Annotated in this window: 27 protein-coding genes; 11 read left to right on the top strand and 16 right to left on the bottom strand. The window is 41.4% G+C overall.

Annotated features, from left to right (window positions below; genetic code table 11):
• Nucleotides 1-26 precede the first annotated feature (26 nt).
• The 3 genes from gshB to upp are packed head-to-tail and all read right to left on the bottom strand — an operon-like array spanning nt 27 to nt 2,012.
• Nucleotides 27-992 carry a glutathione synthase gene (gene gshB, locus BWP33_RS05295; RefSeq protein WP_002642020.1) on the bottom strand — a complete coding sequence of 322 codons (966 nt, stop codon included), beginning with the start codon at nt 990-992 and terminating at the stop codon, nt 27-29.
• 20 nt (nt 993-1,012) lie between these two features.
• Nucleotides 1,013-1,327: a DUF2322 family protein gene (locus BWP33_RS05290; RefSeq protein ID WP_002642021.1), complete on the bottom strand. Its 315-nt coding sequence runs from the start codon at nt 1,325-1,327 to the stop codon at nt 1,013-1,015.
• A 49-nt stretch (nt 1,328-1,376) separates the two neighbouring features.
• Complete coding sequence (upp, locus tag BWP33_RS05285; protein ID WP_002642022.1) at nt 1,377-2,012, bottom strand: uracil phosphoribosyltransferase; 636 nt, start codon at nt 2,010-2,012, stop codon at nt 1,377-1,379.
• A gap of 285 nt (nt 2,013-2,297) precedes the next feature.
• Here upp and BWP33_RS05280 point away from each other — a divergent pair, with 285 nt between their 5' ends.
• Nucleotides 2,298-2,903 carry a nitroreductase family protein gene (locus tag BWP33_RS05280; protein ID WP_002642023.1) on the top strand — a complete coding sequence of 202 codons (606 nt, stop codon included), beginning with the start codon at nt 2,298-2,300 and terminating at the stop codon, nt 2,901-2,903.
• Between the two features lie 129 nt (nt 2,904-3,032).
• On the opposite strand, the gene BWP33_RS05275 is transcribed toward BWP33_RS05280, so the two are convergent.
• The 6 genes from BWP33_RS05275 to ptsN all read right to left on the bottom strand — a co-directional run bounded on the left by BWP33_RS05275 (nt 3,033) and on the right by ptsN (nt 6,942).
• On the bottom strand, nt 3,033-3,866 hold the full coding sequence (locus tag BWP33_RS05275) for an NAD-dependent epimerase/dehydratase family protein (RefSeq protein WP_002642024.1): 834 nt from the start codon (nt 3,864-3,866) through the stop codon (nt 3,033-3,035).
• Between the two features lie 45 nt (nt 3,867-3,911).
• A complete protein-coding gene (locus tag BWP33_RS05270) occupies nt 3,912-4,394 on the bottom strand; it encodes a DUF2269 family protein (protein WP_002642025.1) in 483 nt (160 codons plus the stop codon).
• A complete protein-coding gene (locus BWP33_RS05265) occupies nt 4,391-4,771 on the bottom strand; it encodes a DoxX-like family protein (RefSeq protein WP_002642026.1) in 381 nt (126 codons plus the stop codon). The genes BWP33_RS05270 and BWP33_RS05265 overlap by 4 nt, the downstream gene beginning before the upstream one ends.
• Before the next feature lie 92 nt (nt 4,772-4,863).
• A complete protein-coding gene (locus tag BWP33_RS05260) occupies nt 4,864-5,382 on the bottom strand; it encodes a GbsR/MarR family transcriptional regulator (protein WP_002642027.1) in 519 nt (172 codons plus the stop codon).
• A gap of 76 nt (nt 5,383-5,458) precedes the next feature.
• Nucleotides 5,459-6,430 carry an HPr(Ser) kinase/phosphatase gene (hprK, locus tag BWP33_RS05255; RefSeq protein WP_002642028.1) on the bottom strand — a complete coding sequence of 324 codons (972 nt, stop codon included), beginning with the start codon at nt 6,428-6,430 and terminating at the stop codon, nt 5,459-5,461.
• 65 nt (nt 6,431-6,495) lie between these two features.
• Nucleotides 6,496-6,942: a PTS IIA-like nitrogen regulatory protein PtsN gene (ptsN, locus tag BWP33_RS05250; RefSeq protein WP_002642029.1), complete on the bottom strand. Its 447-nt coding sequence runs from the start codon at nt 6,940-6,942 to the stop codon at nt 6,496-6,498.
• A gap of 213 nt (nt 6,943-7,155) precedes the next feature.
• On the opposite strand from ptsN, the gene BWP33_RS05245 reads away from it, so the two are divergent.
• The 3 genes from BWP33_RS05245 (at nt 7,156) to BWP33_RS05235 (ending at nt 9,069) form a co-directional block, all read left to right on the top strand.
• Nucleotides 7,156-7,467 (top strand): HLGFF motif protein, encoded by a 312-nt coding sequence (locus tag BWP33_RS05245; RefSeq protein WP_002642030.1) that lies wholly within the window; start codon nt 7,156-7,158, stop codon nt 7,465-7,467.
• Nucleotides 7,467-7,628 carry a cbb3-type cytochrome oxidase assembly protein CcoS gene (gene ccoS / locus BWP33_RS05240; RefSeq protein ID WP_002642031.1) on the top strand — a complete coding sequence of 54 codons (162 nt, stop codon included), beginning with the start codon at nt 7,467-7,469 and terminating at the stop codon, nt 7,626-7,628. Before BWP33_RS05245 ends, ccoS begins: the two co-directional genes overlap by 1 nt.
• Before the next feature lie 133 nt (nt 7,629-7,761).
• Nucleotides 7,762-9,069, top strand: a complete 1,308-nt coding sequence (locus tag BWP33_RS05235) for an MFS transporter (protein WP_002642032.1) — start codon at nt 7,762-7,764, stop codon at nt 9,067-9,069.
• A gap of 186 nt (nt 9,070-9,255) precedes the next feature.
• On the opposite strand, the gene BWP33_RS05230 is transcribed toward BWP33_RS05235, so the two are convergent.
• Nucleotides 9,256-10,368: a hypothetical protein gene (locus tag BWP33_RS05230; RefSeq protein WP_002642033.1), complete on the bottom strand. Its 1,113-nt coding sequence runs from the start codon at nt 10,366-10,368 to the stop codon at nt 9,256-9,258.
• A gap of 113 nt (nt 10,369-10,481) precedes the next feature.
• On the opposite strand from BWP33_RS05230, the gene BWP33_RS05225 reads away from it, so the two are divergent.
• The 3 genes from BWP33_RS05225 to BWP33_RS05215 all read left to right on the top strand — a co-directional run bounded on the left by BWP33_RS05225 (nt 10,482) and on the right by BWP33_RS05215 (nt 12,664).
• Complete coding sequence (locus BWP33_RS05225) at nt 10,482-10,736, top strand: NGO1151 family protein (RefSeq protein ID WP_002642034.1); 255 nt, start codon at nt 10,482-10,484, stop codon at nt 10,734-10,736.
• A gap of 316 nt (nt 10,737-11,052) precedes the next feature.
• On the top strand, nt 11,053-11,493 hold the full coding sequence (gene rnhA / locus BWP33_RS05220; protein WP_002642035.1) for a ribonuclease HI: 441 nt from the start codon (nt 11,053-11,055) through the stop codon (nt 11,491-11,493).
• 247 nt (nt 11,494-11,740) lie between these two features.
• Nucleotides 11,741-12,664, top strand: coding sequence for a J domain-containing protein (locus BWP33_RS05215; RefSeq protein WP_002642036.1), 924 nt, complete (start codon nt 11,741-11,743; stop codon nt 12,662-12,664).
• 60 nt (nt 12,665-12,724) lie between these two features.
• Here BWP33_RS05215 and BWP33_RS05210 read toward each other — a convergent pair whose 3' ends face one another.
• Entirely contained in the window at nt 12,725-13,345 is a 621-nt protein-coding gene (locus tag BWP33_RS05210; RefSeq protein ID WP_051010357.1) for a toxin-antitoxin system YwqK family antitoxin, read from the bottom strand.
• Nucleotides 13,346-13,752: 407 nt separating this feature from the next.
• Here BWP33_RS05210 and rho point away from each other — a divergent pair, with 407 nt between their 5' ends.
• Both rho and BWP33_RS05200 read left to right on the top strand, forming a co-directional pair.
• Nucleotides 13,753-15,075, top strand: coding sequence for a transcription termination factor Rho (rho, locus tag BWP33_RS05205; protein ID WP_002642038.1), 1,323 nt, complete (start codon nt 13,753-13,755; stop codon nt 15,073-15,075).
• Nucleotides 15,076-15,215: 140 nt separating this feature from the next.
• A complete protein-coding gene (locus BWP33_RS05200; protein ID WP_002642039.1) occupies nt 15,216-15,968 on the top strand; it encodes an esterase family protein in 753 nt (250 codons plus the stop codon).
• Between the two features lie 87 nt (nt 15,969-16,055).
• On the opposite strand, the gene BWP33_RS05195 is transcribed toward BWP33_RS05200, so the two are convergent.
• From BWP33_RS05195 to cysE, 5 genes are all read right to left on the bottom strand, one after another.
• The gene (locus BWP33_RS05195; protein ID WP_002642040.1) at nt 16,056-17,939 is read right to left on the bottom strand and encodes a monovalent cation:proton antiporter-2 (CPA2) family protein; all 1,884 of its coding nucleotides are present in this window, start codon (nt 17,937-17,939) and stop codon (nt 16,056-16,058) included.
• A gap of 231 nt (nt 17,940-18,170) precedes the next feature.
• Nucleotides 18,171-19,979: a DNA helicase RecQ gene (gene recQ, locus BWP33_RS05190; protein WP_002642041.1), complete on the bottom strand. Its 1,809-nt coding sequence runs from the start codon at nt 19,977-19,979 to the stop codon at nt 18,171-18,173.
• Nucleotides 19,980-20,246: 267 nt separating this feature from the next.
• Nucleotides 20,247-20,852 (bottom strand): hypothetical protein, encoded by a 606-nt coding sequence (locus tag BWP33_RS05185; protein ID WP_002642042.1) that lies wholly within the window; start codon nt 20,850-20,852, stop codon nt 20,247-20,249.
• Between the two features lie 122 nt (nt 20,853-20,974).
• Nucleotides 20,975-22,693, bottom strand: a complete 1,719-nt coding sequence (locus BWP33_RS05180) for a biotin--[acetyl-CoA-carboxylase] ligase (RefSeq protein WP_002642043.1) — start codon at nt 22,691-22,693, stop codon at nt 20,975-20,977.
• 149 nt (nt 22,694-22,842) lie between these two features.
• A complete protein-coding gene (cysE, locus tag BWP33_RS05175; RefSeq protein WP_002642044.1) occupies nt 22,843-23,655 on the bottom strand; it encodes a serine O-acetyltransferase in 813 nt (270 codons plus the stop codon).
• 218 nt (nt 23,656-23,873) lie between these two features.
• Between cysE and BWP33_RS05170 the strand changes: the two genes are divergently transcribed.
• Together BWP33_RS05170 and BWP33_RS05165 are read left to right on the top strand one after the other, a co-directional pair.
• Nucleotides 23,874-24,428 carry a hypothetical protein gene (locus BWP33_RS05170; RefSeq protein ID WP_002642045.1) on the top strand — a complete coding sequence of 185 codons (555 nt, stop codon included), beginning with the start codon at nt 23,874-23,876 and terminating at the stop codon, nt 24,426-24,428.
• A 148-nt stretch (nt 24,429-24,576) separates the two neighbouring features.
• Nucleotides 24,577-24,864 (top strand): co-chaperone GroES, encoded by a 288-nt coding sequence (locus BWP33_RS05165; protein WP_002642046.1) that lies wholly within the window; start codon nt 24,577-24,579, stop codon nt 24,862-24,864.
• The last annotated feature ends 59 nt before the right edge of the window (nt 24,865-24,923 follow it).

Genomic DNA, 24,923 nt, shown 5'->3' with positions numbered 1-24,923 from the left:
CTTTCTTCAGGCTGCCCAAATATTCATCAATTATTCTTTTGGCTTTCTTTTTCCACCGCATCAATAAACATTTGTGCGACATCAAAATATTGTTGCGACATAATCTCTTGGAAACCAGTCGGGCTGGTTACATTTACTTCGGTCAAATAATCACCAATCACATCCAGACCTGCCAATAAAATCCCACGCTGTTTCAATTCAGGCGCGAGACCTTCGGCAATTTCGCGGTCGCGTTTGCTTAATTTTTGCGCAATACCGCGTCCACCAGCCGCCAAATTACCACGCGTTTCACCTTCCTTGGGGATTCGCGCCAAAGCGTATGGCACAACGTCACCATTAATCACCAAAATACGTTTGTCACCCAACATAATTTCGGGCAAATATTCTTGCGCCATAATGGTACGCGTGTCGTTTCGCATCAACATTTCCAAAATACTGTTGGTGTTGGCATCATTTTCGCGTAAACGGAAAATCCCCATCCCCCCCATGCCATCTAGCGGTTTAACAATAATATCTTTATGGCTTCTGAGAAATTCGCGCACATCATCGGCATAAGTGGTTACGGTGGTGGGTGCGGTATATTTAGGGAAATTCAAAATGGCTAATTTTTCGTTAAAATCACGCATTGCCTGCCCGCTATTAAACACTTTCGCGCCCTGACGTTCCGCCAAACTCAACAATTGCGTGGTATACAAATATTGCAAATCAAACGGTGGATCGGTTCGCATAATGACTGCATCAAATTTGGTAAGTGGTTCAATTTCTGAACTTTCTAATTCAAACCATGCGTGGTCGTGGTCGTGTTTTGCACCTATAAATTTGAACGGCGTAGCTTTGACCACCACTAAACCATAATGCTGAACAAAAACATCATTACTCAACGCATGATAGAGTTCAATTTCGCGATTGGCGGCTTCACGCATCATCACATAAGTGGAATCTTTATAGGTTTTGAATGATTCCATTGGATTGGAAATAAACAGAATTTTCATAATCAGGCAGCCTGAAAAAATTAAGAATGAGATACAAGGCGATAATTCAAACCTTGCTGTTGAACGTGCAATAACAAATCAATATTTGGATGTTTACCCGAATTGGCTTGGGCATCGGCAACGTGTTCGGCGAACCATTCAATGCCTTGAGTGGCAGATTGCGCGTTTAATTTGCCATCAAACTGTCGGGCGAGCGCGTGATACAATTTCAGGCTACCCAATTTTCCTGCCACAGCTGGAATGGTGTGAATCACATTGCCTTGTTCATCGCAAACATCTAAACGACTCAAATGGTCAATACTGGGGAAAGTATTTAAATAATCTTGAAAATTCATTTTGTTACCTCATTTATACGATAATTCTTTACCATCGCTGCCTGAAAAATTACGCACAATGTTTTGTACCAAAAATTTTATCGCCCGCATCGCCCAACCCTGGAATGATGTAGCCATCTTCATTTAAATAGCTGTCCAAAGCGGCGGTATAAATGGTTACATCGGGGTGTACATCGTTTACCAATTTCACGCCTTCAGGCGCAGCAACCAATACCAACGCTTTGATATTACGACAACCTTTACTTTTCAATAAATTAATTGTGGCAACCATAGAACCACCTGTCGCCAACATAGGGTCAAGAATCAACGCGGGACGTTCGTCCATTTTGTCCACCAATTTCTCAAAATAAGAAACAGGCTGCAATGTGGTTTCATCACGCTGTAAACCCACCACGCTGATTTTCGCACTGGGAATCAAATCCAATACGCCGTCCAACATCCCCAAACCTGCACGTAAAATCGGTACAACCGTAACGGTTTTGCCTTTGATGCGTTGTCCTGTGATTGTGCCACACCAACCATCAATTTCGTATTCTTCCACATCAAAATCGCGCGTGGCTTCGTAAGTCATTAATCGGGCTAATTCTTTGGTTAAGGTGCGGAATTTGCCTGTACTGCAATCGGCTTCGCGCATTAATGTTAATTTGTGTTTAACCAAGGGATGATTGATGACGGTAATATTCATGATTCAGCTTTCTCAAAAGTGCTTACAAACGAGCAATATTATAAGCGTTTTGCAGCTAATTTCGCCAACAAATTAACATTGAGACAAAATAACACGCGCTGCCTACAAATCATTTAGTTGATTTGTTGATTGGGCGCATGATATTTTCAGGCTGCCTGAATACGTTAAAACCCTATTTTCTTTCTTCTAAAGAAACACTGTTTCAATAAAAATACCACTGTTTTCATCAAGCAAATTGATTATAATTCGTCCATTCAAATTTTTTTCAACATAGGAATTCACAAAATGTCAGTCCAAATCTTACAAGAAATCGCCCAAACTCGCCGTTCACTCTACGTCTTAAACAAAGATTTACCCATCAGCCAAGATGAAGTCAAACAAATCGTTGAACATGCACTCAAACACACACCTTCATCATTTAATTCACAATCTACTCGCATGGTGGTTTTGTTTGGCGCAGAACACGAAAAATTGTGGGACATTGCCATCAGCGAATTACGCAAAATTGTACCAGCCGATAAATTTGAACCCACTGAAAATAAATTAAATATGTTTAAAGCCGCAGCAGGCAGCGTGTTATTTTTTGAAGACCAAGAAGTAATAAAAGGTTTGCAAAATCAATTCCCTGCCTACGCTGCCAATTTTCCTATCTGGGCCGAACACGCCAACGCCATGAACCAATACGCCATTTGGACAACCTTGAGCGCAGCCGCTGTGGGCGCAAATTTACAGCATTACAACCCCGTGATTGACGCAGAAGTAGCAAAAACGTGGAATATTCCAGCCAACTGGACATTACGCGCACAACTGGTATTCGGTGGCATGGGCGCGCCTGCTGGCGAAAAATCATTTGCTTCAATTGAAGAACGCATGAAAGTGTTTGGTGCATAATTTGTAGTTGTTTCATCTACACGGCGGTCGCGGCTGTCTTCCCTATTTTTATTTATTTTTTTTAATTTAGAAAAATCAGGCAGCCTGAAAAGCAGAACTAAACTTTTCAGGCTGCCTAATTATTTCATTTTACAAATAAAATTCTTTTACTGCCAACGGTTTCCGACCCAACAGTTTTGCAAATTGCTCATTGTCCGCACACGAACCTTCTTGTAACAAAATCATGTTATCTGCACTCAAAAAACCATTACTTAACACATTGGCAATAGGCAAAAATGGCTGAATGATACCGATTGGAATAGGTATCACTTTTAATGGTTTAGCGTGATGAAATTGAACTCGCATTGCTGATAAATAGTCCGCAAAAGTCAATCGCTGATTTCCAGTAAAATCAATTACTGTGCCATATTCTGGCGAATGTTCCACTAATGCCACCAAGCCCTGCGCCACATCGTCCACATGAACAGGCTGAAAATCAAATTTTCCACCATTTGGTAAACCAATCACAGGTAATTGCGCTAATTTCAGAAATAAAGAACAACTCGCCCCACCACGCCCAAATACCAAAGATGGACGCGCAATCGCTACTTGCAAACCGCTCGCACACAACGCCATGTCTCCACGCCCTTTACTGCCAACAAATGCTACCGAATGCGATTCACACGCCCCCAACGCCGAAAGCTGCACCCAACGTTGCACTCCACACTCTGCCGCCCATTGCGCCAATTGAACGGGCGCGTAATGATGGATTGTTTCTAAAATTGCCTCATCCTTATGCATCACACCCACACAGTTCACGACAACATCTTTTTGATTTAAAAATACTTTTGCTTGATTTTCAGCCAAATTCAGTAAATTCAATTCATGATGATGAGCCGTGATTACATTGTGTCCATGTTTACGCAACAATGCCGCCACGCGCCCACCAACAAAACCCGAACCGCCTAATAATAAAATATTCACAATTATTCTTTCTTTCGTTTAAATAGAAATTTAAGAACCTGAAAACTACATTGGTTTCAGAACCATCAGAAAATATAAAACAACCGTTGCACAAAAAGCAGGATAACCCAATAATTCCCACCAAAACTGTTGTTTACGATAACTTTCGGGCAGCTTGTCTGCGCACGATTGATGCGCCAACATTGCTGTTTTCGCCATTTTGATTTGCAACCACACCACAGGCAACCAGCACGCTCCTGCCAACACGTACAAAGCCAATGTCCATTTTACCCACAACCACGCCCCATCCCAGCTAAACGGCATACCCAACTGATGTAGCATCCACAATCCCGACAACGGCTGAAAAATGACCGCAGGCGTGGTAAACCACCAATCCGCTTTAATTACCCATTTAGAAACAACAGATTGTGCCGAAACCGAACCGCTACGATTTGCCCAAAATAAATAAAATGCCGAGCCAAATCCCGTTCCTACCATCAAAGTAGCGGAAATAATATGCAATGTTTTAATCACTAAATAAGTATTCATGATGATTTTTCCTGATAATTCTGTTGAAACAAAAAATATAAAATAGCTAAAATCGGTACATTTTTGATGAGTGGTGCAAACGGATGCATCCACATTTCAGGCAGTCTGAAAGCCAAAATCAAGCTGTAAATCAACACTGTAACCCACTGAATCAACCAAAAAGCAGCCTGAAAACGCATTTTAGTCACACACAATACCCCAAACGCACAATCCAACACAGAAGACGCAATCAGCAACAACCATTGAATTTGCGTAGAATGAATGCCAACTTGTTGCAACAAATTCAGTGAAAATTGTGTTTCAAAAATAATCGGTTGTATACCACTCCACAACCACACAAACACCAACGATAAAATTAAAATATTTTTAGATTTCATTTTAATTACTGAAATTTCTGTTTTAAGTGAAATATAAAATTAAATTTTTAGGTAGCCTGAAAAACTCAAACTACCAAATTTTACATTGATAATCAACGCAATAACTTTTGAATACTCGCCCCCAATTTCAACACTTTGGTCATGGTGGCAGTGGATAATTTTAACATTTCATTGGTCCAACTGGTCAGCGTATTAATAAAATCATGAGTTTGTGAAATACGTTTTTTGACAGCTTCATTTTCATTAGCAAATTCAGGTTCTTGCATCAGCTGATGCAAAAATTGCAATGTTGGTTCAATTTCGCGGCGTTGGCGTTGTTCCACAATCACGCGAAATAATACCCACACATCATCAGACGTGGTGAAATAATCGCGCCTATCACCCAAAATATGAGTGATTTGCACCAATTGCAAATTCTGCAACTCTTTCAAACTATTGGAAACATTGGAACGCGCCACATTTAACGTCTCACAAATTTCATCTGCATTCATGGGCTTACCCATAATATACAACAGCGCATGGATTTGGGAAACAGTACGGTTGACACCCCATTTTGTACCCATTTCACCCCAATGCAAAATAAATTTTTCAGTAGTAGGATTGAGTTTCATTAGAATACTTTCGTTTTCAAGCTGCCTGAAAGTATAATCTCGGTCATTATTTCTGTCAATACAGAAATTTCAAAACTTATTCACTTTCATTTTCCGTATCTTCTTGATTGAGACTCTCGGCTTTCATCACTTCTTGATGGCGATCTAAAAATTCTTTGGTGCTGTCTTTACCACGCAGTTGCAAAATGTAATTGCGGACAGCAGCTTCCACCAATACCGCCAAATTGCGCCCTGCCGCCACTGGCAACATCACCGAACGAATTTTCACATTTAATATGGATTCAGTTTCAGTACGAATGCTCAATCTGTCTAATTGTTTCATGTAATCATCGTTAGCAGCAACTAAATTAATGATTAATTTAAGTTGTTTTTTTGGGCGAATAGAAGTTTCACCAAAAATATGGCGAATGTTCAATACCCCCAAACCGCGTACTTCCAAAAAATCACGCAACATCGGTGGACAACGCCCTTCTAATACTTCAGGCGCAGTGCGATGCAATTCCACCGCATCATCGGCAACAAGACTGTGTCCACGTGAAATCAACTCCAACGCCAACTCACTTTTGCCCAAACCCGATGCCCCCATCAACAATACACCAATTTCAAAAACATCAAGAAAAACACCGTGTTTTATCGTAGAAACCGCCAACATTCGTTGCAAATAAATGCGTAACACATCCATCAAATAAGGGCTTTCCAATTTAGATGTCAGCAGCGGCGTGTTGTGTGTGTGGCAATAATCTCGCAATGTATTGGGTACAGGTAAATCATTAGCAACAATCACCAAAGCCATTGGAAAATTAAACAATTCATCTAAATTCGAGCTGTTTTCAGGCTGCTCCAATTTCTGCAAATATTCTACTTCCGCCACACCCAACACCTGAATTTGATTGTGATGAATAAAATTCAAATGCCCAACCAATGCTAACGCGTGTTTATCCACTTCCACCGTGATGCGATTGTCACTGCCTGCGGTGCCTGCGGTCCAATTCATTTGCAATTTGGCTTGATTGTCTTGATAAAGTTGACGAACGGTAATGCTGGGCATGGTGTTTTTTCCAAATAAAAATCCTTTCAGGCTGCCTGAAAGGATAACATTAACAAAATAAAGAATTAAAATGATAAAATTTTCGTAACTTCCGCCGCATCAGTGCATTTTTGTAACAATTCGCGGACATTTTTATCCGAAAATTGACTCGCCAAATACGACAAAATTTCCAAATGCTCACCTGTCGCCTGCTCAGGAACAAGTAAAACGAAAATCAATGAAACAGGTTGATTATCGGGTGCATCAAAATCAATCGCTTCGGCGGTACGAACAAACGCGGCTGTAATATGAGACACATTCGCATGACGACCATGTGGAATCGCCACACCATGCCCCAAACCCGTTGAACCCAGTTTTTCACGCGCAAAAAGACAATCAAAAACATCAGATTGCGATAAACCGCTATCGGTTTCCAATAATTTACCCACTTCTTCAAATAGACGCTTTTTGCTGCTCACGTCCAAATCCAAAACAATATGAGAAACGGGGAGAATTTCGCCAATGGCTTTCATGTTGTGCAACTGTATTTGTGAATAATTGTGAAATTCTAACGCTGCTTTACATTTATCTCAATAGATTTGTGCCTGAATTTACATTTCAGGCTGCCTGAAATGGGCGACACAATAGGTTATTTCAATTTACTAAATGTCAAAAAATGTTATTTTTTCCCAAATAAAACCGTAACGCGTTAACATCAATTTTTTTGCGTTATTATCATCAAAATCATGCACTACTTTACCATCAACACCGAACACGATGAACACATTGGTTTTCTCGTGATGTTACCCGATGACGGTGGCGAACAAGACGCACCACACGGACAATTTGCCATCAAATTAACTGAAAATTCAAATTATTTACCGTTTCAGGCAGCCTTGACAAAATGGGCAAACAATACCGAACTATGCTGGGCTATTGAAGGCGATTTTGTGCAATTATATGATGAAAATGGCGAAAATATCGGCACAATCCGCCAACAAAATCTCAAAATAGGCGGAAAAAATTTCATTCTCAATGACTTAACAGGAGTAATGTGATGGAAAGTTTGTATCTTTTGATTCCAATTAGCATCATATTGGCATTTGTGATTGGCTATTTTTTTTGGTGGTCGAGCAAAAATGGGCAGTTTGACGATTTAGAAGGACCCGCTCACCGAATTTTAATGGACGATGACAACACATTCACCGAAGATAAGTAATTTTTAACGAAATTATGGTCATTTAAAATTAAAAATATGACTGCGTTGTCCGCTCACTTTAATGTCTTTAATGTACACAGTGGTCGCTTGTCCTAATTTTGATTTTAATCGGCTGTATAACGAGAAATTTTATATGAATTCATTACCTCAATTTGCCACAACGCGCCGTTTTGCACCTTTGTTTTTGACTCAATTTTTGGGTGCATTTAATGACAATTTATTCAAAACCACACTTTTTGTCCTGATTAGTTTTTATGGTTTAGGTAAAAATGATTGGATTCCGTCCAGTCAGATGTTGAATTTTGGGGCGTTGCTGTTTGTGCTACCGTATTTTTTGTTTTCGGCATTGTCGGGTCAGCTTGCCAGTCGCTACAATAAGGCAAAAATCGCACGATTAACCAAAGCCTTAGAAATTGGCATTATGTTATTAGCAGGATGGGGATTTTACATTCAATCCGCGCTTTTATTGTTGTTGTGTTTGTTTATGATGGGGGTGCATTCCACGTTATTTGGCCCAGTCAAGTACGCGATATTACCAGAATATTTGCATGAAAAAGAACTGCTTATGGGAAATGGATTGATTGAATCTGGAACATTCATTTCTATTTTACTCGGACAGATGATTGGGACAGCGATTGCGGGTTATTCGGTATGGGTATTAATTGGGACAGTTTTGCTGGTGGCAATGCTGGGATTTGCGAGCAGCACCTTGATGCCCAATGTTGCACCCAAAGAGCCAAATTTGCAGATTGACAAAAATGTGATTCGTTCAACCAAATTATTATGCAAAGAAACTTTCCAACAAAAAGAATTATTTACGGCAATTATTGGGATTTCGTGGTTTTGGTTTGTGGGGGCGGTGTACACAACTCAACTGCCAACTTTTGTACAAATTCATTTAGGTGGTAATCAGAATGTGTTTAATTTGATGCTGGCGTTGTTTTCCATTGGGATTGCGTTGGGGTCGGTGCTGTGTGCGCGATTGAGTCGTGGCGAATTGCGTTTGGGTTTGGTGGTATTGGGGAATGTGGGTTTGATGATTTCAGGCTGCCTGTTGGTGTGGTTTTGCTATGGAAGACAGTTTCATCATACTGAATTACAAGGAATTTTCTCATTTTTAGGCAATGGTTTTGCGTATCCTGTGATGATTTTGATGTGGCTGATTGGCTTTTTTGGTGGCTTTTTCTCTGTACCACTTTACACTTGGTTGCAGACAGCCAGTAATGACGATTTTCGCGCCCACGCGATTGCGGCAAATAATATTGTGAATGCGGTGTTTATGGTGTCATCTGCGATTATTGGTATGATTTTACTGATGATTTTTGACAGCATTTTGGTTTTATATTTATTGGTGGCATTGGGTAATGTGGGGGTAATGGTGTATTTATTTAAACGCTCGCCTGTGTTTATTACCGATATTCGTCAATGGGTTAAAAAATAAAGCAACCTGAAAGAAAGGCGTATATTCGCCAAATGTAGTCGTTTAAAATAAGAACCTGCGTTTATAATCTTAAATAGACTGCATTGGCTTTTCAAGCCAATAGTCCCGATATTGGCTTGAAAAGCTGCCTTGCATTCGCAAAAATTATCAATAAAATCAAATTATTAATCTTACAAACATAGGTTCTTAATATTTCTCTTTGATTTCACGTAAAATATTTTCCATATTATGCGCCAACACATCTTCCACCACGCGTGGGGTTTCTTCATTCAACATAATTTGCAAATCATACGACAAAGTCGCCAATTTTTTCTGCAAAATATGATGCATCAAACCCGCTACCGCATGACTCAAATGCGGACGCAATTTGTGTTGTAATTGCACCAATAATTCTTGTTCAGAAATAATTTTGATTTTACGTGTGCTGGGTAAATCAGGTAAATCATACACATGCACCGTCATTGGCGGATAATCAGGTGAATTCAATTCATCAGCCAATTCGTCCAAACGGTATTCAGGTTCGGCGGAATTGGCGGCGCGAAGATGCAAAGTTTGCGTAGGCGTGGCACGGTCAGTTTGCAACGCGCTTTGAGCAGCAATCCAGTCTTCTTCAATCAACACGCCCACATCATTTTCCGCAATGGCTCGTTGGTTAATTCTCTGATTATGTTCATTTTCACGATAATTTAAGTACGCATGATAACCCATTTCATTGGACGAATTATCTTCAGGCAGCTTGTCGGAAAAAACAGGCAAAATGGGTTCGGGTTTGGGCTGAATGGGCGATTGTTCGCGCTCTTCTTCGTACCGCCTGAATAATTTAGTCAAACCTGTTTCGCCATTGTCTTCATGCTCATGATTTTCCGTAAGCAACATAGCGTCATCAGGGGCATTATCTGGGTCTGATTCGGGTGTGGGCGGTGGGTCAATATCATCTAAACTGTATTCGCGTTCAGGTTCGTCCGAACCGATATCGGGCAAACGGTATTCGTGTTCATCTTCAGGCAGCCTGAAATCAGATTCAACCAAATCATTATTATTTAAATCATTCAAATGATTATCCAAATAATTTTCAGGCTGCCTGAAAGATGCCTCATGAGATTCAGAAGTGGAGGACGCAGATTGATTTGTTGCTTGTTCACGATGCGCCGCCAAAATTTCTTCCGAACGGCGATAACGTTTGCGAATGGCACTCAACAAATCTTCAAACTGATTGTGGCGATTTTCATACGAAGGCGCAGTGTCATTATCGTCCTCTAGCGTAAAAATCATGGAGTTAGAATTATCCACTTCGTTCATGGTGTTAGGTTTCCGTTAGGGTTGATGGTACAATACCGTTAGATTAGATTAAAATTTCAGCCAATGAAATTTGCATCGCTAAAATATCCATATTAATAAAAAGGATTAATGCCATGACCGATTCTATTGAACAACGTTTGGATTATTTGGAAGAATCTAACGAAGCCCTAAAAATGCAAAATCGTGTGTTAGCCACCGCATTCAAAGGAATGTTACGCGCTTTGCCACCCGACATGGCAGGTGATGTAATTGAATCCATTCAAATTGCATTTGATGACGAAATTGCCCAACTGCAATACGATGACAGTCCACATGTGGAATTATTCTACGACATGACGTACACATTCTTCCGCGAAAAACAGAATTAAGAACCTGTATTCATAGCCAACGCGAAATGAATTTTTGTCCCAGTTGGTGCGAATGTCAGGCGAATTTTATGTCAATAGCGTTCCTATTGGCATGAAATTCAACGCAGCAGGCATGCCAAATGGGGCAAAAAGACATCGCGCTTGGCTGTGAATACAGGTTCTAAGACATTAATCAACTCAAATCCATTCAAATCAAACAGATTTTTCACAGTTTAACTGATTTGTTTACATTTCGGTAGCGTGAATCATTTTTCGGGCTGCCTGGTGTTTGATTTATGCTATTATGCTACCATTTTGACTTCAGTAAAGAATGGTTATGAGCAGCGTTTATTTATACACCGATGGCGCATGCAAAGGCAATCCGGGGGTAGGCGGTTGGGGCGCGTTATTGCGCTACGGTTCACATGAAAAAGAATTGTACGGCGGCGAAACCCACACCACCAATAATCGCATGGAATTAACCGCCATTATTGCAGGTTTGAGCACACTCACACGCCCATGCGAAGTCGTGATTTGTACCGATTCGCAATACGTCAAAAATGGCATGGAGAGTTGGATTCACAGTTGGAAACGCAATGGTTGGCAAACCGCCAGTAAAAAACCTGTGAAAAATGAAGACTTGTGGAAACAATTAGATGAGCAAGTCAAACGTCATCAAGTTACATGGACTTGGGTTAAAGGACACTCAGGACACCCCGAAAATGAACGTGCCGATGCGCTTGCTAATTTAGGCGTAGAAGATATTTTAAATAATTAATTTTTTTTTAGAAAATTAAAGTCGCATTGCGCCACTTTTAGAACCTGTATTCATAGCCAACGTAAAATGATTTTTGTCCCAGTTGGTTCGAATGCAAGGCGAATTTTATGCCACAAACGTGCTAAATAGGGCAAAAAGACATCGCGCTTGGCTGTGAATACAGGTTTTTATTTTAATCCACCATAAAATACCCACTATTAAATAATCATACCGTTTTCAGGCTGCCTGAAAACATTGAAGCCGCACTATGCATCATATTCATACCCACTACGATAATTTACAACTCACGCAAAACGCAACAGACGCCGAAATCCGTCAAGCCTATCGCCGATTGTCCAAAAAATATCACCCCGATTTGAGTGATGACCCAGATGCGCATCGCATCATGCAAATTGTCAATCGCGCTTATGAAGTGTTATCTAATCCACAATCGCGTGCTGAACACGATAAATGGATTACCATGCAATATCTCCAACAACAACAAACTGTTGTACAAGCCCAATCCATTACCTACTACGACACAGAAGAAAACGAAGAGCCACATTATCCCCAACCCAAACGCCAAACCCATCACGCTTATCAAACCGATTATTTTTCCACGCACCAACAACATCAATCATCTTATAAACGGATATTGATGGGCTTATTGGCGATTTCAGTGGTTTTGTTTGGTTTGGTAATTTGGCAAGGCTGGGGTTGGTTGCAAAAAACGCAGTTACTGTCGCTGATTTTTCATGATAACGTGCCAACACAACAAGTAAATGTTACCGAAAACGGGGAATTTGCACCCACCTCCAATGAAAACGAATCGTACACACGCCCCAACACCGCTCCAAATGGCAATCCATTTCCTGAAGACTCCAATTATGTGGAAGGTTATCCTGTGATTTCTGGTATGGGCAATGGCAAACTAGTAATTGAAAATGTTCGCAATTCATCTGATGTATTCGCACAACTTTATGAGAAAAACAGTCCGCAACCGATTCGCACGTTTTTCATTTTAGAACGCGACCAAATGACTTTAAATCAATTAGATGCAGGTGAATATTTTGTCCGTTATTATCAATTAGACAATGGCGAGTATTTGGATAGCGAAAGCATTTCATTGGTACGCAATCAATCCGCCACCATTTATTTGCAACGCGGTAAAGCACCGCAAAATAATCCATAATTATTTTCAGGCTGCCTGAATCATGCTCAAGGCAGCCTGAAAATATTTTGACGAATGAATTTACTCAATTAAATTACCATCAATATCCCAACTTTGCTCGGAAATCAATTCACCTGATTCGTACAAACGTTCGCTGCGTTTGTTGCCATTTTCGTACCAACTCAATGCCACACCTGTATTTTTTCCATGTTGAATATTGAATTCAGAAGTCAAATTGCCACGTTTATCCCAAGTCATTAAATTGACTTGTTGTCCATTTTGCATGACCATTTCTTGTTTTTTCTGACCATTTTCATACCACGCTTTGGATTTGCCTTGTTCAATATTGTTTTCAAAATATTTTTCACTCAATGGCTTACCATCAGGATACCACATTGTGCCTTTGCCATGCAGTTTGCCCGCCACAAAATGCAATTCCTGCGATTTATTACCGTTGTCAAACCAACGCGTCCACACACCGTCAGGCTGCCCATTTTTAAAATAACCCAACATTTTGCGGTTACCGTTCGCGTAATTTTGGCTGTATGCTCCATCGGTTGGGAATTGGCTGCTAGAAGAATTGACCATCATTTCAGGCATATTGCCGATAGAAACAGGCATTTTACCTGCCGCCAAAGCCCCCGAACTCATCGCCCAAAAACCCATTATTTGAAACCACTTTTTATTGATTAAGTTAATCATAGTTGTGCCAAATCGACCTTTCAAAAAAATGCTGTACACTGGCAAAAAAGAAAAAACACGCTAATTTTAACATAAAAAAACCAAATGGATTAATCATTTAAATATTTTTTGATTTTTTCAATGTGATTGCTGTCAAATTGTCTATACCTTTGTATCAATTTAAATGGTAACAATCCGACCATCACTTTCATCATTCATATTATTTATTCACGCTTGACAATAATTTAGCAGCACGATTAAAATTCTAAGCCGTCAAACAGTTAATTATCTAAAACAGTTCTAATTTTGCCATTTCAGGCTGCCTTTCTAGATAAAACCATTTTTTATTATTCCTTTTTCAGGCTGCCTGAAAATATTTTAACCTTTTATTTCTCTTTAATTATCTTAATCTATTGATAGACATCACCATGCACGTTTCAGAACTTCAAACTCAACACATTACCGATTTACTCACCCAAGCCGAACAAATGGGCATTGAAAATGCAAACCGCTTAAGAAAACAAGACCTTGTATTTACTATTGTCCGTGAAATGATGAAAGACGGACGCGAATTTATCTGCTCCGGTACATTGGAAATTTTACCTGATGGTTATGGTTTTTTACGTAGCTCCATCACATCTTATTTGGCTTGTCCAGACGATATTTATGTATCACCCAACCAAATCCGCCGCTTTAATTTGCACACTGGCGACACCATTGAAGGCACAGTCCGCGTCCCCAAAAACGATGAAAAATATTTCGCATTGGTGCGTTTGGACACAGTAAATGGCGACCACCCCGAAAAATGTCGCCACAAAATTTTATTTGAAAATTTAACCCCCCTATTCCCAAACAAACAATTAAAACTGGAACGCGATATTCAAAGCGTGGATAACATCACAGGACGCATTATTGATTTGATTTCGCCCATTGGTTTAGGACAACGTGCGCTGCTGGTTGCGCCCCCTAAAACAGGTAAAACCGTGATGTTGCAAAACATTGCCCATGCCATTACCGCCAATAATCCCGATGTCATGTTAATTGTGTTACTGATTGACGAACGCCCCGAAGAAGTAACCGAAATGATGCGCAGTGTACGCGGTGAAGTGGTGTCGTCCACATTTGACGAACCCGCGCAACGCCATGTACAAGTCGCTGAAATGGTTATTGAAAAAGCCAAACGCATGGTAGAACACAAAAAAGATGTCGTGATTTTATTGGACAGCATCACACGTTTGGCACGCGCCTACAACACCGTTGTGCCAACTTCAGGTAAAGTACTGACGGGCGGCGTTGATGCCAACGCATTGCACCGCCCCAAACGCTTTTTTGGTGCAGCACGAAATGTGGAAGAAGGTGGCTCACTGACCATCATCGCCACCGCACTCGTGGAAACAGGCAGCCGTATGGACGATGTGATTTTTGAAGAATTCAAAGGCACTGGCAACATGGAATTAAATTTAGAACGCAGGCTGGCTGAAAAACGCATTTTCCCTGCCATTAACATCAACAAATCAGGTACACGTCGCGAAGAATTACTCGTCCCACAAGAGCAATTACAGCGTATGTGGGCGTTGCGCCGTGTGGTGCATTCCATGGACGATATTGAAGCCGCCGAATTTTTATTAGACAAAGTGAAAAAAACCAAAAATAACGACGAATTTTTTGACGAAATGCGCGGCGGCAGCAGCAAAGTCAGCACCAAAACGACAACCACCACTCGCACACGAACCAAAAAAATCAAAGAATAATTCAGTCATGGTGAAATATAGTGCTTTAAATTCAAATCAATACAATATTACGAACGCCCTTATGTACCATGCGTACATGGCAAGTGTGATGGTTTTGTAACATTTTGATTTTATTTCACCATTTACTTAAGGAAAAAATAATGAAATTTGAAAGCCGTAGCCATTGGAGTAGCGAATTGGGTCGCGAAATGTTTTTTAACGTATATGGACACGCTGGAAAACCTGTGATTGTGTTTCCATCATCTGGAGGCAGCCACCACGAATTTGGCAATTTTGGCATGATTGATGCGTGCCGCTCATTTATTGAACGTGGCATCATTCAAATCTATACGCCTGATTCCGTAGACAACGAATCTTGGTTGGCAAAACACAAATCCGCGCATGACATGGCATTGGCACACAATGCGTATGACCGTTATATTATGAATGAATTGGTGCCATTGATTCGCTATGAATCACAGTGGCAGGACGGCTTGATGGTAACAGGTTGCAGCATGGGCGGATTTCACGCGGTAAACTTTGGCTTACGCCACCCTGATGCTTTTGATATGGTCATTGCATTGAGTGGTGTGTACGATGCGCGTTTCTTCACGCATGAATTTTACGATGACCAAGCCGTGTATTTTAATTCGCCCATTGATTATATTTGGGGACAAAATAATCCCGACGCATTAGAACGTTATCGACAAAATCACTACATCGTGGCAGTGGCGCAAGGCGCGTGGGAAGAACAACACATCGCCGATACCCAACGCTTGCAACAAGCATTTAACGCCAAACACATTCCAGCATGGTTTGATTATTGGGGTGCGGATATGCCTCACGACTGGATAACTTGGCGTGCGCAAATGCCCTATTTTTTGGGTAAATTAGAAGAACACCGTTTGATTTAAAATTCACATAATTTAAGAACCTGTATTCATAGCCAACGTGAAATGAATAAAGGTTCTCATTTTCAGGCTGCCTGAAAAATTTTAATCCTACGAAATACCTTTTTTAATGCGTACCCAACTGTTTGGATTTTCCTGCCAATCAATGTGTTCGCCACGAATAATGGCTTGCATCATTTCTTGTGTTTCATTGTCAATTTCTCGTGCTGCCTTGAGCATTTCGGTATTAGAAAAAATTGGCACGTCAGGATTGTACAATTCTGCCAATGTATCCAATTGATAACGGTCTCGTGCCGCATAAAATTTTGTTAATTCACGCGCTTGGTCTTGAGACAAACCCATTTGGTGCATGGCAATGCGCCCCGTACGTTGGGCTGCATCGGCGGTTTCACGGACAATATAATCTGCGCCTGCATGATGCAAATCGTAAGCGTGTAAACGGTCACGAGCGCGTGCGATAATAGTTAAATTGGGATAATAGCGTTTGGCAAATTCCACCACTTCGGTGGATTTATCACCCACGCACACAATCAATAATTTAGCTTTGTGTAAACCAATTGAATTGAGTAATTCTGGGCGCGTGGCATCACCGTAATAAGTTTTGATGCCGTATTTGGTCAAACCTTCCACCATTTCAGCATGATTATCAATCACAGTTGTGTGAAAACCACACGAAACCAACATACTGTTAATTTGTTGCCCAAAACGTCCATGTCCCAATAAAATCACGGGGTTTTCTTCGTCTACGGTATCATTTGGACGCTCGCTGTTTTCTCCACGAATGGCGCGTGACGACAAAACTTTATCATAAAAAATAAATAACAATGGCGTCAAAACCATAGATAAAGCCACCACCAATGATACGCGGTCATGAATTTGAGTGGGCAATAATTTGTGTTGATTCGCAATAGACAACAGCACAAAACCAAATTCACCCGCTTGCGCCAACGCCAACGCAAACAATTGCCCCCCCAAAGTAGGCAGCCTGAAAATTTTCCCCAATAACCACAGCACCGAACTTTTTACCAGCAATAACCCCAACGTCATGCCAATAATTGGGAAAAATTGGGCAACCAGAACACTGAAATTCATGCTTGCACCAACCGTGATGAAAAACAGCCCCAAAAAAATGCTTTTAAATGGCTCCAAATGGCTTTCCATTTCATGGCGATAACTGCTATTTGCCAACGCCACACCAGCAATAAACGCCCCCAATGCAGGCGATAAACCAATCATGGACATCAATGCCGCAATACCCACTACCACTGCCAATGTAAAAATAGTAAACATTTCATGTAATTTACTTTTCGCAATAAAACGAAATACATACGGCACCAAATACCGCACCGCCAATACAATCAAAATAATCGCCGCCACACTCACCGCCGCCACAACCCAAGCATCTTGATGTGTTAGCCAATTGCTAGATGAATGCGCGTCCGCCGTTTGATGTGTCGTGCCACCCATCGCCAACAACGGCAACAAAGCCAACATCGGAATCGCCGCCACGTCTTGGAACAGTAACACCGCAAAACCAGCTTGCCCGCCAGCCGTATTCAATAATTGTTTTTCTGCAAAAGTTTGCAGCACAATCGCTGTAGATGACAACGCAAAAATACACCCTACCACCACGCCAATTTGCCAACTGTAACCCAATGCCAGCGCAATGCCCATAATCGCCGCCAGCGTCAACAACACCTGTAAACCACCCAATCCCAACAATTTATGCCGCATTCGCCACAGCATTTGTGGTGCCAACTCCAAGCCCACCAAAAACAGCATCATGACCACACCAAATTCGGCAATATGTTGAATTGATTCGGCTTCTTTACCCACAATACCAAAAGCAGGTCCAATTAACATCCCAGCCAATAAATAACCCAAGACCGAACCTAACCCAAATTTTTGGCACAACAGCACAGCCGTTACCGCAAAAAAGAAATAAGCCGATGTGTAAAGTAAAAGTGTTGTCATCATGCCTCCTGATTAAAATGGCGTGAAAAATATGAATTGAATAACTGCTTAAATTTTCAGGCTGCCTGAAAAAATCAAACCCCTTAATTTAATGAATTAAATATAATTATATCATTAATTTATCTTAGTTATTGAGTTAAAAAGCTAAAATATACGAATAAACAAAAAAATTTTCAGGCTGCCTGAATTCATCCAAAAGCGACCTGAAAATTTTTTGATTAATTTAACGAATCAGGCTGCCTGAACATATTGCGCCACCACTTCCACAATTTCATCGCCAAATTTGTCAATTTTGGCTTCGCCCATACCGTAAACTTCGCGCAAATCCGCTAAACTTTCAGGCAGCTTTTCCACAATTTCCCGCAACGTTTTATCGCCACAAATCACATACGCAGGCACATCGTCTGCTCTGGCTTTCGCCAAACGCCATTGACGCAAAGCTTGCCACAAACGCTCTTCACGCTCGGTACGTAGCCAAATATCGGTTTTGGCAACTTTGGTGGCGGCTTTTTCGCGCTTGAGTGGGCGCAACATCACGGTTTCTTTACCGCGTAATACAGGGCGTGCTGCTTCTGTCAAAATCAAGGCTTGATGATTATTCATATCATTGTTTAATAAGCCTAATCCAATACATTGTCGCGCCACATTGCGCCAATCTTTATCGCTCAAATTTGCACCAATGCCAAACGTAGATAATTTATGATGACCATTTTGCTGAATCCAATCAGTTGATTTACCACGTAAGACTTCAATCACATAGCTCACCGCAAAACGCTGCCCCACACGGTACACACAACTCAACAATTTCTGCACCAATTCCGTGCCATCAAATCGTACAGGCGGATGCAAACAGTTATCGCAATTACCACACGGCTCACTCGTTTCACCAAAATGTCGCAGCAATAATTGACGGCGACAAGCAACCGTTTCACATACATCAAACATCGCATTGAGTTTTTGAAATTCAATTTGTTTTTGAAAATCAGATGCTTGACTATCAAAAATACGCTCTTTCAACAACACCAGCGTATTCATGCCATAACACAACCAACTGACTGCAGGCAACCCATCACGTCCAGCTCGTCCACTTTCTTGATAAAAATGTTCAATGCTTTGCGGCATATCCAAATGCGCAACAAATCGCACATCAGGTTTATCAATGCCCATACCAAACGCAACCGTTGCCACAACAATAATATTGTCTTCGTGGGTAAAACGATATTGATTTTGTTGGCGAATTTCCAAACTCAAACCCGCGTGATACGGCAGCGCATTCAAGCCGTTTTCGCACAAAAATTCGGCAACATCTTCCACCGATTTGCGACTCAAACAATAGATAATGCCATTTTGGCAGTGCATTTGTTTTTTAATAAAATCAAGCAATTGCTTTTTACCATTGTGTTTTTCTATTACCTGATAATAAATATTCGGGCGGTCAAAACTGGAGACAAATTCTGGCGCATCTGTCAATTGCAGATAGTATTTCATATCGGCGCGTGTTTCCGCATCTGCAGTGGCCGTCAAGGCAATGCGTGGTACGTTAGGATAACGGTCGGCAAGTATGCCAAGCTGTTGATATTCTGGTCGGAAATCGTGTCCCCATTGACTCACGCAATGTGCTTCGTCAATCGCAAATAAACTGACTTGGGTATTATCCAAAAAACGCAAAAACCGTTCGGATACCAAACGTTCGGGCGAAACGTACAATAATTTCAAGCTGCCTGAATGAATGTCGTCCGCTAACTGTCGTATGGTTTCAGGAGGCGTACCGCTATGCACCGCCGCCGCGTGAACACCAGCCACGCGCAAATTCGCCACTTGGTCGTCCATCAACGCAATCAACGGCGACACGACAATCGCCACGCCCTCGCGCATCAATGCAGGAATTTGATAGCACAACGATTTCCCGCCCCCCGTAGGCATCAACACCAACGCGTTACCACCTTGAGCGATGGTGTTGACAATCTCGGCTTGTTTGCCACGAAATTCGGGATAACCAAAGGTGTCTTGTAAAATGCGTTGTGCGGTAGATGAGGACATTTTCAGGCTGCCTGAATCAAGAAAAAGCGGATTTTAGCATATTGAAATCATCATCAAAATTTCAGGCTGCCTAGATATTGCAGGCAGCCTGAAAAATATTAGAACCTGTATTCATAGCCAACGTAAAATGGATTTTTATGTCAGGCGAATTTCACGCTAATGGCGTTCCTATTGGCGTGAAATTCAACGCAGCAAGCGTGTGCTAAATGGAACAAAAAGACATTATGTTTAACTGTGAATGCAGGTTCTTAAAACCAAATTAAAGAATCAACGACCACACGCCGCACGATTTAATTGTCCATAACGTCCTACGATGCCTTGAATGGCACTGGCTTCTTGATCGCTCACTTGCATGAACACAACATTCATACGCGCCGCGCTTTCGCCACCATTGTCCACTACTTGACGGCTGGCAGCATGTGGATAACGTCCCAATAAACCTTTGATGCGATGATAATCGTCTTCGGGCATACTCACACGCGCCGAACATTCACGGTATTTAGCTTGTGAAGTACCGCCCGTATTTTTGGCTATATCAGCATTGGTAACGACTGTGTGACGATTATCATTATTACGTGTTTCGTTGCGAGTTCGTTTGTCATCGCGTGCGTTGTTATTATTACGCGAATCATGTTTGTTATTGCCAGTGGTTGTGGTGTTGGTTGTTGCGGTACTGGCGGCGGCAACTGGGGGCGTTGTGGGTTCTGACGCACTGCTTTTTTTAGTAACCAAATCATTACCATTAATAATAATGGTGGGTTGAGCAGGTTGCGTGGCAGCAACGGGCATATGTTGTTTGAGCATTTTGCTGGCAATCATGCCCGCAAAAACAATTAGATTCAACGCCACCAAAGTAGCAAACAGCCATTTCATACAAGGTTCCTTACAAAATTAAAAATTCGCAAAAATTATCAATAAAATCAAGTTATCAATCTGACAAACACAGGTTCTTAAAACACAAACGATTTACCCACTGTTTCAGGCTGCCTGAAAATTCAAGATTGATTTTCCAGCCAATTTAACAATCCCAAAATCACAAGATTATCTACAATTTTAACATTATTGTCTAAAATGAACGTTTCAGGCAAAGATTTTGCGACTTTACCCGCACCACCACCCGTCATAATGACATCAACTGTGGCATGATTCATACGCGCCTTCAAACGACTGTGCATAATCATCAACGAACCACACACCGCGTCCATCATACCGCCAGCCAAAGCATTGGCAGTGGTGGTCGGGAAAGGGAACAATTTTCCAAGTGGTTGATTTAAATTAGCGGTTCTAAGTGCCAATGATTCTTTCATCAAATGAAACCCTGGCATAATTGTTCCACCTAAATAATGATTGTCTTGCGTGAGTGCATCTATGGTTACCGCCGTCCCACAGCTCATAATCACACACGAATTTTGACTAAATTGCCTGCTTCCCAACGCGTTAAACCAACGGTCTGCGCCATGCTGTTCCACGTTTTGATAATGATTGTAAATGCCTAAAGCGCGTTTCATAGAACTTAGCCACTCAATTTTGACGTGCGGTAATTGTGCTGCCACCATCGCTTGTTTCGCCAACCCACACACCGCCGAACCCACCACGCGCACATCATCACCGCCCATTTTCAGCCATTCTTGTTGCAAAATCTGCAAATCACGATACGGTGAATGATTGGTATGTGTGATGATACCATTTTCCGCCCACGCCCATTTTAAACGACTGTTGCCGCCGTCCAGCAATAAATACCGTGTTTTTAAGGCAGCCTGAACCGTTGGATTTTGTGCAATTTGTTCGGGAAGACGCAAACTGGTTTCGCCACTCATGATGTGTTTTTCACCATTTTCAGTTTGCAAAATTAACGCACCATTATTGGCGATGCCTAATACCGTTCCTGTTTCTACAATTTCATTGTTTTGTAAAATACAAATTTCTTGTTGATGATCGCGATGTGCAGCTTGATAGGCAGCCTGAAAAGGAATAAATCCTTGTTGTGAAAATAAATTTAAATCTTCATGCAACGCATCTAAAATTTGATTCAACACTTGCCCCGCAGTCATTTTCCGCGAACAGGCAGCCTGAAGCGATGTGGTGTATGCCAAATTTTTGGGCACAACAAAATTAATGCCCACACCAATTACGGTATGTGTTTGATGATTTTGGCGCAATGATTCAATCAAAATACCGCCCAATTTATCCCGTCCCACCACCAAATCATTAGACCACTTAATTTGCACAGCACACCCCAATGCCTGCAAACTACGCTGGCACGACAATGCTACCACCAACGCCAACGCCCCCAATTGCGCCTGTTCCTGCATAAACGACCAACCCACGCTAAACATCAAACATTCGCCCAAACGATGTACCCACACGCGCCCTTGTCGCCCACGCCCTGCACTTTGCTCATGTGCCACGACCACTTGACGATGAATCGGTAAGCCATCACGCGCACGTTGTAACAATTCATCGTTTGTGGAAGTGGTACACGATAATACACGAATATCAAAAAAATCATGCTCTTGTGTTTCAGGCAGCACCGCCAAAGGACGAATTAACCGCCAAAAGCCGTCCTTTTGACGCAATAAACCACGAATATGAGGCGCGGTTTGTTGCCAAATAGTATTGAGTTGTTGTGGCGAATGATGTACGGCGTTTGCCAATTCGGTGATGTGATGCGGTGTGCCATCGGCAAGAATTTGAATAATTTGGTTACTGAGCATAATTTAATTATCAATAAAATAAAAATATTTTTTGGATTTACGGTATTTTTCAGGCTGCCTGAAAAATAAATTTTGGCTAACTTTGTTAATTTTACTAAGAACCTGTATTCATAGCCAACGTGAAATGGATTTTTGTCCCCGTTCAGGTTTTAAATTCCCGCACCCAAATACAAAAAACCATCGTCAATAAAATCTTGATTCATTTCATCAGCAGGTTTACACACAGACAAACCGCCTACGGCTTTGGCTGGCACGCCCACAACTGTGGTAAATTCGTCCACATCGCGCACCACCACGCTGCCCGCCCCAATTTTCGCGCAACTGCCCACACGGATATTACCCAATACAGACGCATTCGCGCCAATCATCACGCCATCGCCGATTTTGGGATGACGGTCGCCTGATTCTTTGCCAGAGCCGCCCAACGTAACACCATGTAAAATAGAAATATCGTTTCCCAAAACTGCTGTTTCACCGACCACTACGCCTGTTCCGTGGTCAATCATAATGCCGCGCCCAAATCGAGCGGCTGGGTGAATGTCTACACCAAACACTTCCGATGCACGGTTTTGCAAGAAATATGCCAATGTTTTACGCCCATGATGCCATAGCCAATGGTTAATCCGATGCGCTTGAATCGCGTGAAAACCTTTAAAATACAGCACTGGCAAACAATATTGATCACAAGCTGGGTCGCGCTGATAATACGCACAAATATCTGCCTGAACTGCGTCCACAATGGTTGCATCATCAATCAAGGCTTCCAAAAACAATTCATTCAGGCTGCGTGCATCCATCACGCTATTGGATAATTTGCTTGATAAATGAAATGCCAATACACTGGCCAATGATTTATGACGCAAAACCGTTAGGTGCAAAAAACTGGCTAAAGTAGGTTCGGTGGCGGCAGCTTGTGTGGTTTCTTCACGAATGAATTGCCAAATTTCCGAAATATGATTCATAAATAAATCCTTATGCTTTATATTGATAACAATAGGTTAGAAGAATGAGAATACTAAAACTAAACCAAATTTGACACGAATTCACAAAATTGAGTATTCTGCACGGCTAGACACGTTTCAGGTAACGCATAAAATCGTCTTTCAAAGAAATTAATCTGAAAAAATCAGCAATCCAAATTTTTATTTAACCATTTAATTCTAAATCCAATTTAAACATTATGATGCACATCCGTCCCCAACGCAAACGCCAAATGATTATTGCATTTTTGGTTATCCCATTGTTGCTAAATTATTATTTTTGGTTAAGCAGTTTTCCGCCTAGCTACGCATTATCCGAAATTTTTGAAAAAACTTTTTGGGTAGTCTCGCCCATTGTGAGTCTATTTGCATTTACACAAGTAGAATCAAGCCATTACTTACCATCTTTGAATAAACTTGGTTTTCCATGGCAAATTTCTTATTTTGTAGAAAAAGTGCTGCACTTGGTTTGCTGCATGGTAGGGATTAGCAGTTTTTTATTGTTACTTAGTGCCTTACTGATTCGTGGTGCGCCTAGTGAATACAAAACAGTCCGTGTTGCGCGTTTAGAGCAATCTCGCCTAAACAGCTACCGTTATTCTTGGCAAATTGCCAGTCCAGACGAATATCTTAGGGGGAAAGATTTCCTCATCACTGAAAAACAATATCAATTTTTAGATGCCAATCGTGGTCGCAATATTAACATACGCGTACAACACAATATTGCGGGTTCTGCCGTAACCATTGTCAAATAATCAATAATTTTCAGACTGTCTTTGATGAACAAAAGGCAGTCTGAAAAATTTTTGTGTACCACTCTTGAATTTTGTTTCAAGCAGCCTTATTTTGCCGTTATCAGAAATTTCCCTTTCTTAACACACAATTTAATTTGGAGAATTATTTATGAATATCCGTCCTTTACACGACCGCGTAGTTGTTAAACGCTTGGAAGCAGAAGAAAAAACTTCATCTGGCATTATTTTGGCACCATCTGCCACTGAGAAACCCGATATGGGCGAAGTGATTGCCGTAGGCGCAGGCAAATTGGGTCGCGATGGCAATCGCCGCGCTTTGGACGTGAAAGTTGGCGACAAAGTGATTTTCGGTAAATACAGCGGTCAAACCGTAAAAGCAGATGGCGTAGAATTGCTGGTCATGAAAGAAGAAGACATTTTTGGTATCGTAGAATAAAAACTACGCGCCCAACGAATATTCAGGCAGCCTGAACATTAATTTGATAGATTAAATAT

The sequence above is a fragment of the Simonsiella muelleri ATCC 29453 genome, from assembly GCF_002951835.1.
GTDB lineage: Bacteria > Pseudomonadota > Gammaproteobacteria > Burkholderiales > Neisseriaceae > Simonsiella > Simonsiella muelleri.
This window is presented reverse-complemented; position numbering and strand designations above follow the sequence as displayed.

Bases quoted from the DNA above. Each gene is read 5' to 3' on its own strand.
- rho (WP_002642038.1), top strand. From the start codon at position 13,753: ATGCACGTTTCAGAACTTCAAACTCAACACATTACCGATTTACTCACC.
- rnhA (WP_002642035.1), top strand. From the start codon at position 11,053: ATGAGCAGCGTTTATTTATACACCGATGGCGCATGCAAAGGCAATCCG.
- cysE (WP_002642044.1), bottom strand. From the start codon at position 23,655: ATGAATCATATTTCGGAAATTTGGCAATTCATTCGTGAAGAAACCACA.
- BWP33_RS05180 (WP_002642043.1), bottom strand. From the start codon at position 22,693: ATGCTCAGTAACCAAATTATTCAAATTCTTGCCGATGGCACACCGCAT.
- BWP33_RS05215 (WP_002642036.1), top strand. From the start codon at position 11,741: ATGCATCATATTCATACCCACTACGATAATTTACAACTCACGCAAAAC.
- BWP33_RS05170 (WP_002642045.1), top strand. From the start codon at position 23,874: ATGATGCACATCCGTCCCCAACGCAAACGCCAAATGATTATTGCATTT.
- BWP33_RS05260 (WP_002642027.1), bottom strand. From the start codon at position 5,382: ATGAAACTCAATCCTACTACTGAAAAATTTATTTTGCATTGGGGTGAA.
- hprK (WP_002642028.1), bottom strand. From the start codon at position 6,430: ATGCCCAGCATTACCGTTCGTCAACTTTATCAAGACAATCAAGCCAAA.
- recQ (WP_002642041.1), bottom strand. From the start codon at position 19,979: ATGTCCTCATCTACCGCACAACGCATTTTACAAGACACCTTTGGTTAT.
- BWP33_RS05270 (WP_002642025.1), bottom strand. From the start codon at position 4,394: ATGAATACTTATTTAGTGATTAAAACATTGCATATTATTTCCGCTACT.
- ptsN (WP_002642029.1), bottom strand. From the start codon at position 6,942: ATGAAAGCCATTGGCGAAATTCTCCCCGTTTCTCATATTGTTTTGGAT.
- BWP33_RS05225 (WP_002642034.1), top strand. From the start codon at position 10,482: ATGACCGATTCTATTGAACAACGTTTGGATTATTTGGAAGAATCTAAC.
- BWP33_RS05245 (WP_002642030.1), top strand. From the start codon at position 7,156: ATGCACTACTTTACCATCAACACCGAACACGATGAACACATTGGTTTT.
- BWP33_RS05200 (WP_002642039.1), top strand. From the start codon at position 15,216: ATGAAATTTGAAAGCCGTAGCCATTGGAGTAGCGAATTGGGTCGCGAA.
- ccoS (WP_002642031.1), top strand. From the start codon at position 7,467: ATGGAAAGTTTGTATCTTTTGATTCCAATTAGCATCATATTGGCATTT.
- BWP33_RS05230 (WP_002642033.1), bottom strand. From the start codon at position 10,368: ATGAACGAAGTGGATAATTCTAACTCCATGATTTTTACGCTAGAGGAC.
- BWP33_RS05185 (WP_002642042.1), bottom strand. From the start codon at position 20,852: ATGAAATGGCTGTTTGCTACTTTGGTGGCGTTGAATCTAATTGTTTTT.
- BWP33_RS05280 (WP_002642023.1), top strand. From the start codon at position 2,298: ATGTCAGTCCAAATCTTACAAGAAATCGCCCAAACTCGCCGTTCACTC.
- BWP33_RS05290 (WP_002642021.1), bottom strand. From the start codon at position 1,327: ATGAATTTTCAAGATTATTTAAATACTTTCCCCAGTATTGACCATTTG.
- BWP33_RS05210 (WP_051010357.1), bottom strand. From the start codon at position 13,345: ATGATTAACTTAATCAATAAAAAGTGGTTTCAAATAATGGGTTTTTGG.
- BWP33_RS05195 (WP_002642040.1), bottom strand. From the start codon at position 17,939: ATGACAACACTTTTACTTTACACATCGGCTTATTTCTTTTTTGCGGTA.
- upp (WP_002642022.1), bottom strand. From the start codon at position 2,012: ATGAATATTACCGTCATCAATCATCCCTTGGTTAAACACAAATTAACA.
- gshB (WP_002642020.1), bottom strand. From the start codon at position 992: ATGAAAATTCTGTTTATTTCCAATCCAATGGAATCATTCAAAACCTAT.
- BWP33_RS05265 (WP_002642026.1), bottom strand. From the start codon at position 4,771: ATGAAATCTAAAAATATTTTAATTTTATCGTTGGTGTTTGTGTGGTTG.
- BWP33_RS05235 (WP_002642032.1), top strand. From the start codon at position 7,762: ATGAATTCATTACCTCAATTTGCCACAACGCGCCGTTTTGCACCTTTG.
- BWP33_RS05165 (WP_002642046.1), top strand. From the start codon at position 24,577: ATGAATATCCGTCCTTTACACGACCGCGTAGTTGTTAAACGCTTGGAA.